This is a genomic window from Moorena sp. SIO2C4 (assembly GCF_010672485.1).
In the GTDB taxonomy this organism is placed as follows: domain Bacteria; phylum Cyanobacteriota; class Cyanobacteriia; order Cyanobacteriales; family Coleofasciculaceae; genus Moorena; species Moorena producens.
The window spans coordinates 1-6,812 of record NZ_JAAHGN010000354.1; the positions used below are offsets into that span (position 1 = coordinate 1).

Here is a 6,812-nt window from a genome sequence, read left to right on the forward strand (position 1 = left end):
GTCAAGACTTAGGGAAACCTGAGTTACCAGTAGTTTTTGCTCAAATTGGCACCACTACTGATCCAGAAAAGCTCCCGAACTGGGAAACCGTGAAAGCGCAACAGGAAACAGTCCAGTTACCAGCTACTGGGATGATTACCACAGATGACTTGGCTTTGCAAGACCATGTCCACTTGACAACGGAAAGTTATTTGATTCTTGGAAAAAGATTTGCTAAAGCGTTTTGGAAACTTACTGATCAGTGACATCATGTTTTGAATTTACTATTCGAGGATTATGGCATCAATTAATTAATGGAAACCTGGACAGTTATTTTCGTTCTAGCTATCGGTCTTTTTCTTGGTATTATTCTCCAGAAGTATTATCCAGTCGGTAAGTTGATCAGACGCTACGGTATTATTAGTCGCTTCTTAGTTAAGCGGAAATCTGAGTCTCGGGAAATCAATGTGATTCCACCAGATTTTCAAGGCAAGATGTCCCTGTTTATTTTGGCAGGACAGTCGAATATGTCCGGAACAGGTAAGCTAACACCTGCTAGTTCCGTTACTCACCCCAACGTTTTTGTCTTTGGAAACGATTACCGCTGGCATCTAGGCAAAGAACCGATTGATTCACCAAGTGGACAAGTTGATAAAGTCTCGGAAGATAAGTCAGCTGGGGTAGGTCCGGGGATGGCGTTTGCTACTGAATTATTGAAATACAATCCTGAGCTAATCATCGGTTTGATTCCTTGTGCCAAGTCTGGCACTGCCATTCAACAGTGGCAAAGAAGCCTGAGTGAGGATACCCTTTATGGCTCTTGCTTAAAGCGAGTAGGTGCTGCTTCTGTGATGGGAGAAATCACCGGTATACTTTTCTTTCAAGGGGAAAAAGATGCTCAAAAGCCTTCTCAAGACGATGAGATAACGTTTTTCCCCAATCAGTGGGCTGATAAATTTGTTACCTTGGTAAAAGATTTCCGTCAAGACTTAGGGAAACCTGAGTTACCAGTAGTTTTTGCTCAAATTGGCACCACTACTGATCCAGAAAAGCTCCCGAACTGGGAAACCGTGAAAGCGCAACAGGAAACAGTCCAGTTACCAGCTACGAGGATGATTACTACAGATGACTTGGCTTTGCAAGACTATGTCCACTTAACAACGGAAAGTTATTTGATTGTTGGAAAACGATTTGCTAAAGCATTTTGGAAACTTGTTCAAAGATAAAAGGGTATATCAAGACAGGGAAAACTAGAGGAGACGTAGCCATTGATTCCGGTCAAGCTTGATGAACATCTTATCTAAAACAGTTCCAGGGTTTTTAGTTCCAGGGTTTTTAATTGGGAGCATCGCCATCATTGCCGCAATTCCCACAGTGGTGATATCAACACCAGCTGCTAAAAATATTGCGCAACAGATTACTGTCCGGATTGATGGCCCAAAACAGGGAGGGAGTGGGATAATTGTTGAACGCCAAGCAAATATATATTATATCCTGACCAGTGCTCATGTGCTACAAAAAGCTGGCATCTACAGGATTCAAACCCCTGATGGCAATCGTTATCCTGTAGACTCCCGCTACATCAGACGGATGCCAGGGGTAGATTTAGCGATCTTACCTTTCACTAGCACCTCTAACTACCCAGTGGCTAGGTTAGGGAATTCCCAGCAAATCAGTGCAGGTCAAAGGGTTTATGTGGCTGGATGGCCCCGTTCTGGAGGTGCTTCTCAACAACGGCGGTTTATTAATAGCGAAGGACTGCTCACGGATGCTAGTTCTAAACTTCCTAGGGGATATGCTCTGAGTTATACCAATTTGGTGAGAATTGGGATGAGTGGTGGACCAGTATTAGACGATCAGGGGCGGGTAATTGGCATTAATGGTATGGTCAGATTAGTGGGCGATTCTGACACAATTGTGGCATCTGGGATTAGCATTGACACCTATTTAACCTGGCGCTCTCAGCTGAAACTGCCAACTCCTGTAAAGACTCCTCAAGTCGGTGTTTCTCCTACAGCTGCGTCTGCCAAGACCGGAACAGTTTTCTACAAGTTGACGAATACTCTCAAAGTAGGGACTGGCTCAGTGAGTTCTGTGGCGATTGGCACCGTTGCTCAAGGGAGATCAATACAAAAATCAGTACAAAAATTGATGGCCGCTAGTGGTCATAGTGATGGCACTATCTCCCTGTGGAATCTGTCCACTGGTCAATTAATTCGTACCTGGCGAGGTCACGGTGGTGCAGTGAATGCTGTGGCGATTAGTCCGGATGGTCAAACTTTAGTCAGTGGCGGTGATGACCGTATGATCAAGACCTGGAATCTTAACACGGGTAAACCTTTAAGTACCCTGACTGGACATCAAGATACAGTGGCGACTTTAGCCTTCAGTGGCGATAGCAAAACCTTAGTTAGTGGTAGCTGGGACAACACTATTAAGATTTGGCAGCTGCCTAAGGGTAAACTGTTGCATACCCTTACCGGACATTTAGGTTCGGTGAATTCTGTTGAAATCTCTCCTGATGGCAAAACCTTAGTCAGTGGTTCTCAAGATACAACTATTCGGCTGTGGAATCTAGCTACAGGTAAGTTAGTGCGTATCTTCAAGGGACATTCTCGATCGGTGTCGTCTGTAGCGATTAGTCTGGATGGGAAGACTTTAGCCAGTGGTGGAGGAGACGGCACGATTCGCTTGTGGAATCTTAACACTGGTAAATTGACTAGGACCTTGACGGGTCACACAGATGGGGTGTGGTCAGTAACGATGACTAGAGATGGAAGCACCCTGATTAGCGGTAGTTGGGATAAGACCATTAAGTTGTGGGATATGAGGAGCGCTCAGTTGAAAAGCACCTTAAATGGTCATTCGGGCTATGTTGTTGCTGTTGCTTTGAGCCAGGATGGTCAAACCCTAGTTAGTGGTGGTTGGGATCAGCAGATTAGAATTTGGAGCAAGCAAATATCTAATTAACCTGAGTTCAAGATAAGCGATTCGGCAAAGCCGACGCTTGGCCGTAGGCCACGCCAAAGGCGAACGCGAACGCACTCCTAAAGCAGTAATTGATAGCAAAGGGAACAGCGGATCTGGGAACAGGGAGCAGGGAGTAGGGAGTAGGGAGTAGGGAACAAAAATTATCACAATTCCTACACGGATTGCTAGATATCTGGTTAAAATTGGGTTCTGTTAATTGATAGGGTTGATCGCACTTATGAAGTAGAGTCTTTTTTGACGCTGATTCCCTTAAAACCCTCTTGACTATTGCCTATTGCCTATTGCCTATTGCCTTAAAAGGATAAGCAATGTCGCTCAAACGTTGCTGATAATTGCTATAAAAAATTGCTATAATAGATTTAGGTGTTGTCTACACCATTAACCGGTCAAATAATCCCAGGCTTTAATAAATTCAACAATTTGGCTCACTGGAGGCAGGGTTGATACTGGTCTTGATGGTGTTGTAGTGTCTTCAGATTGCTCGCTCCAGCTTGATTGATTCATCAGATACTTCCCAAAATCTTGATTAGAATAAATACTTAATGAGTAGTCTCTAGAGTTAGTAATAATTGTCTGAGTCGGAGCAATAAAAAAGTTAGCCGATGATTTAATTTCTGGTGCTAACTTAACGGTTTTAATTGGTTTAATCTGCTCAATAGCTTGGCAAATATTTGTAATTAATTTATTGATTTGCTGTTTGTTTTGATTACTTAAAGTGTATATTGATCGTGAGGGTAGGCTATTTAATAGGGTCACAATATTGCGATGAGTTTGACCTCCATCTTTGAAGGGGACAATGGCCAAGTAAGCGATAATGAATAAGTCAGCGTTGTTGCTCGTAAAGGTAATGGTTGTTCTGCGGACACCCACCTCAATGCTGGGCGGTTGATTGAGGACTTCAGAAACATTGGCTATCTGATTATAAATCGAGGCTAAAGCCAAATTCCCTTTGAGGTCTAATGGTGTATCAACGATAATCTTTACTGTTGGGAGGGTCTCGTTGAAAAAGGTTTTGGCAGCTTCGGAAGACAGATGGATAATTTGACTTTGATCACCATCGGGACTTAAGTCAACCCATTCACAGATCAGTCCTTCGGTTTTGAGACCAAACCGGGAAACAGCATATAGTTTTGCCCCAGTCAGGGTAGCACCAGTCAAATCCGCTCCAATCCAATTGGCTTTAATCAGCCTGGCCTTACTAAGATCAGCGTGTACTAAACTGGTATTAACTAAATTGGCATTGCTCAAATCAGCCCCAACTAAGGTAGCTCCACTTAATTTAGCGTTGCTCAGATCAGCCCAACTGAGGTTTGCTCCACTTAAATCAGCCCAGCGTAGATTTGCCCCACTGAGATCAGCTCCCCTAAAATTGGCACAGGTGAGATTTCCTTGTCTGATTTCAACCCCTTTGAGATTGCTACCACTGAAATCGGCTTTGTGCAGATTTGTTCCGTTTAAGTGCGCTCCCTTCAAATTGGCTTGACTAAGGGTTGCCCCCCCTAGATTGGCTTCATTGAAGGTAGCGCGGCTGAGATTGGCTTGTCTGAGGGTGGCTTCTCGTAAATCAGCACCAGAGAGGTTTGCCCCAGTTAGATTTGCTCCACTTAGGGAACCACGAACCATCTCAGCACGAATCAGTGATGCCTGAATCAGTTGGGCACCTCTTAAATCAGCCCGAATCAAATTTGCGACATTGAGCTTTGCTTGTGTTAACTTGGCTTTATAGAGATTGGCACCACTGAGTCTAGCAATGTTTAAGTTGGCTCGGCGGAGGTTTGTGCCGCTCAAGTTAGCACCACTTAAGTTAGTTATACTCAGGTTAGCTTCACTCAAGTCGGCACCACTAAGAGTAGCGCCGCTTAGGTTCAGTTCCGTAAGATCCGCAGCTGTAAAATCTCTTACCCCTGCTGCATATTGTTGGATAATTTCCCTGACATTCATTACAATCTAACAAAAATTAATATTTATCATGGCATAGGCTCAATCTGGGTGAGAGATAATGAAAATTGGTATTGTAGGACTGGGATTGATGGGTGGGTCCCTGGGATTGGACTTGAGAGCACAAGGTCATCAGGTCTTGGGAGTCTCTCGTCAACCAAAAACCTGTCGATTCGCACTTGATCACGGCATTGTTGATGATGCGAGTATTGACTTAAGTATCCTAGCCACAGCAGAGGTTGTGTTTATTTGCACCCCAATAGCCGCGATCGCCTCTACTGTCAAGCATTTAGTCAACTATCTTTACAAGGATACCGTAATCACTGATATTGGTTCGGTCAAAATGCCAGTGGTTAGAGAAATAGCTCCCCTGTGGGAAAATTTTGTAGGTGGTCATCCGATGTCAGGAAGGGAATACAGTGGTGTGGAAGCTGCGGTGTCGAATCTATTTGTAGGAAACCCTTATGTACTGACCCCGATTGAGACAACACCACAACCAGCACTTGAGAAGGTGGAGGAGATTGTGCGATCGCTTAAGTCATTGGTTTACATCACAAGCCCGGAAAACCATGACCAAGCGGTAGCATGGATTTCTCATCTACCGGTGATGGTGAGTGGGAGTTTGATTGATGCTTGTATGCAGGAGACTGACCCAGTGGTTTTGAGGTTAGCCCAACAGTTAGCTAGTTCTGGTTTTCGTGATACTAGCCGTGTGGGGGGTGGTAATCCAGAACTGCGAGTAATGATGGCTCGTTACAATCAGGAGTCGATAATGCGTACGCTTGTAGGGTATCGCGATCGCCTTGACCAGATAATTGAGGTGATTGAACAGGAAGATTGGTCGAGTCTGGAAACAATCTTTGAAACTACTCACGTAGCGCGGAAAAAATTTGTTTCCTGAGTTTGTTTAGTTTGTTATTGAGGTAATTAAAAAGCGATCGCACCAACAATAACCTCAGTGGTTGAGTTCTGGGAGAAGGAATGGAGATATTTTGACTGCTATGTTATATTTATCCGTGGTAATAATAACATAGAAATACAGAAGTTCAGAATTTGGAAGAACGCTGATTAAGGTTAGCTCTCACATTACAAAACATTAGTGGTGGTTTGCGTATGCTCTCTAAATTTAGTGATACCGCAAATCAATTAACTGTTGTACAAACTTTTCGTTCCTAACTATTTCCAATCCCTTGACCTCCCAACCAACCCGTTGTCCAAGCACTCTGAAAATTAAATCCCCCGGTAATTCCATCAATATCGAGAATTTCCCCAGCAAAGTAAAGACCTGGACATTGGCGGCTTTCCATAGTCTTGAAATTAACCTGTTTGAGACTAACACCACCACAAGTAACAAACTCTTCCTTAAAAACTCCTTTACCTTGAATCAAATAGCGTCCTTGAGTCAGTTCTTGAACTAACTGATGTACGGTTTTTTTCGATAACTCAGCCCAACGGTTTTGTGCTCCCACTCCCACACTAGTCACTAAGCTCACCCAAAGGCGCTTTGGGATAGGAATAGGACAACTAGTAGTAATGAAGCGTCGAGGTAACTGGGATTTAACATCGAGGAGTAATTTACGCAATCGGTCTGGGTTGTAATCAGGAAGCCAATTGACCAACAACGGCATTTGATAATGGTGTTCGTGCAACACTCTCGCCCCCCAAGCAGAAAGCTTGAGTACCGCTGGACCACTTAAACCCCAGTGGGTAATTAGCAATGGTCCCGTTTGTTCCTTCAAAGTTTTACCAGCATCGGGTAATTTGAGGCAGACCTGTTTAACACTCACCCCAGCTAAATCCTGTAAACGAGAGTCTGGGATATTAAAGGTGAATAGAGAAGGAACCGGGGTTTCGATGGTATGACCTAAGGCTTTTGCCCAACGGTAGCCTAGGGGATTGCTACC

6 protein-coding genes are annotated in these 6,812 nt (G+C 44.0%); 4 read left to right on the plus strand and 2 right to left on the minus strand.

Features of this window, described 5'->3' with window-relative positions; genetic code table 11:
- From F6K20_RS18625 to F6K20_RS18635, 3 genes are all read left to right on the plus strand, one after another.
- The coding region (locus F6K20_RS18625) for a sialate O-acetylesterase (RefSeq protein WP_287295602.1) at positions 1–245 on the plus strand (245 nt) is incomplete at its 5' end.
- A 48-nt stretch (positions 246–293) separates the two neighbouring features.
- Positions 294–1,205 carry a sialate O-acetylesterase gene (locus F6K20_RS18630; protein WP_008177623.1) on the plus strand — a complete coding sequence of 304 codons (912 nt, stop codon included), beginning with the start codon at positions 294–296 and terminating at the stop codon, positions 1,203–1,205.
- Positions 1,206–1,266: 61 nt separating this feature from the next.
- Complete coding sequence (locus F6K20_RS18635) at positions 1,267–2,949, plus strand: trypsin-like peptidase domain-containing protein (RefSeq protein ID WP_008177620.1); 1,683 nt, start codon at positions 1,267–1,269, stop codon at positions 2,947–2,949.
- 399 nt (positions 2,950–3,348) lie between these two features.
- Here the strand turns inward: F6K20_RS18635 and F6K20_RS18640 are convergent, their stop codons facing one another.
- Complete coding sequence (locus tag F6K20_RS18640) at positions 3,349–4,911, minus strand: pentapeptide repeat-containing protein (RefSeq protein ID WP_008177617.1); 1,563 nt, start codon at positions 4,909–4,911, stop codon at positions 3,349–3,351.
- A 58-nt stretch (positions 4,912–4,969) separates the two neighbouring features.
- Here F6K20_RS18640 and F6K20_RS18645 point away from each other — a divergent pair, with 58 nt between their 5' ends.
- Entirely contained in the window at positions 4,970–5,809 is an 840-nt protein-coding gene (locus F6K20_RS18645) for a prephenate/arogenate dehydrogenase (RefSeq protein ID WP_008177615.1), read from the plus strand.
- A 271-nt stretch (positions 5,810–6,080) separates the two neighbouring features.
- Here the strand turns inward: F6K20_RS18645 and F6K20_RS18650 are convergent.
- On the minus strand, positions 6,081–6,812 hold a 732-nt coding region (locus F6K20_RS18650; protein WP_287295603.1), incomplete at its 5' end, for an aminoacetone oxidase family FAD-binding enzyme.

Excerpts from the sequence above, each read along its gene's own strand:
- F6K20_RS18630 (WP_008177623.1), top strand. The coding sequence starts at position 294 with ATGGAAACCTGGACAGTTATTTTCGTTCTAGCTATCGGTCTTTTTCTT.
- F6K20_RS18645 (WP_008177615.1), top strand. The coding sequence starts at position 4,970 with ATGAAAATTGGTATTGTAGGACTGGGATTGATGGGTGGGTCCCTGGGA.
- F6K20_RS18640 (WP_008177617.1), bottom strand. The coding sequence starts at position 4,911 with ATGAATGTCAGGGAAATTATCCAACAATATGCAGCAGGGGTAAGAGAT.
- F6K20_RS18635 (WP_008177620.1), top strand. The coding sequence starts at position 1,267 with ATGAACATCTTATCTAAAACAGTTCCAGGGTTTTTAGTTCCAGGGTTT.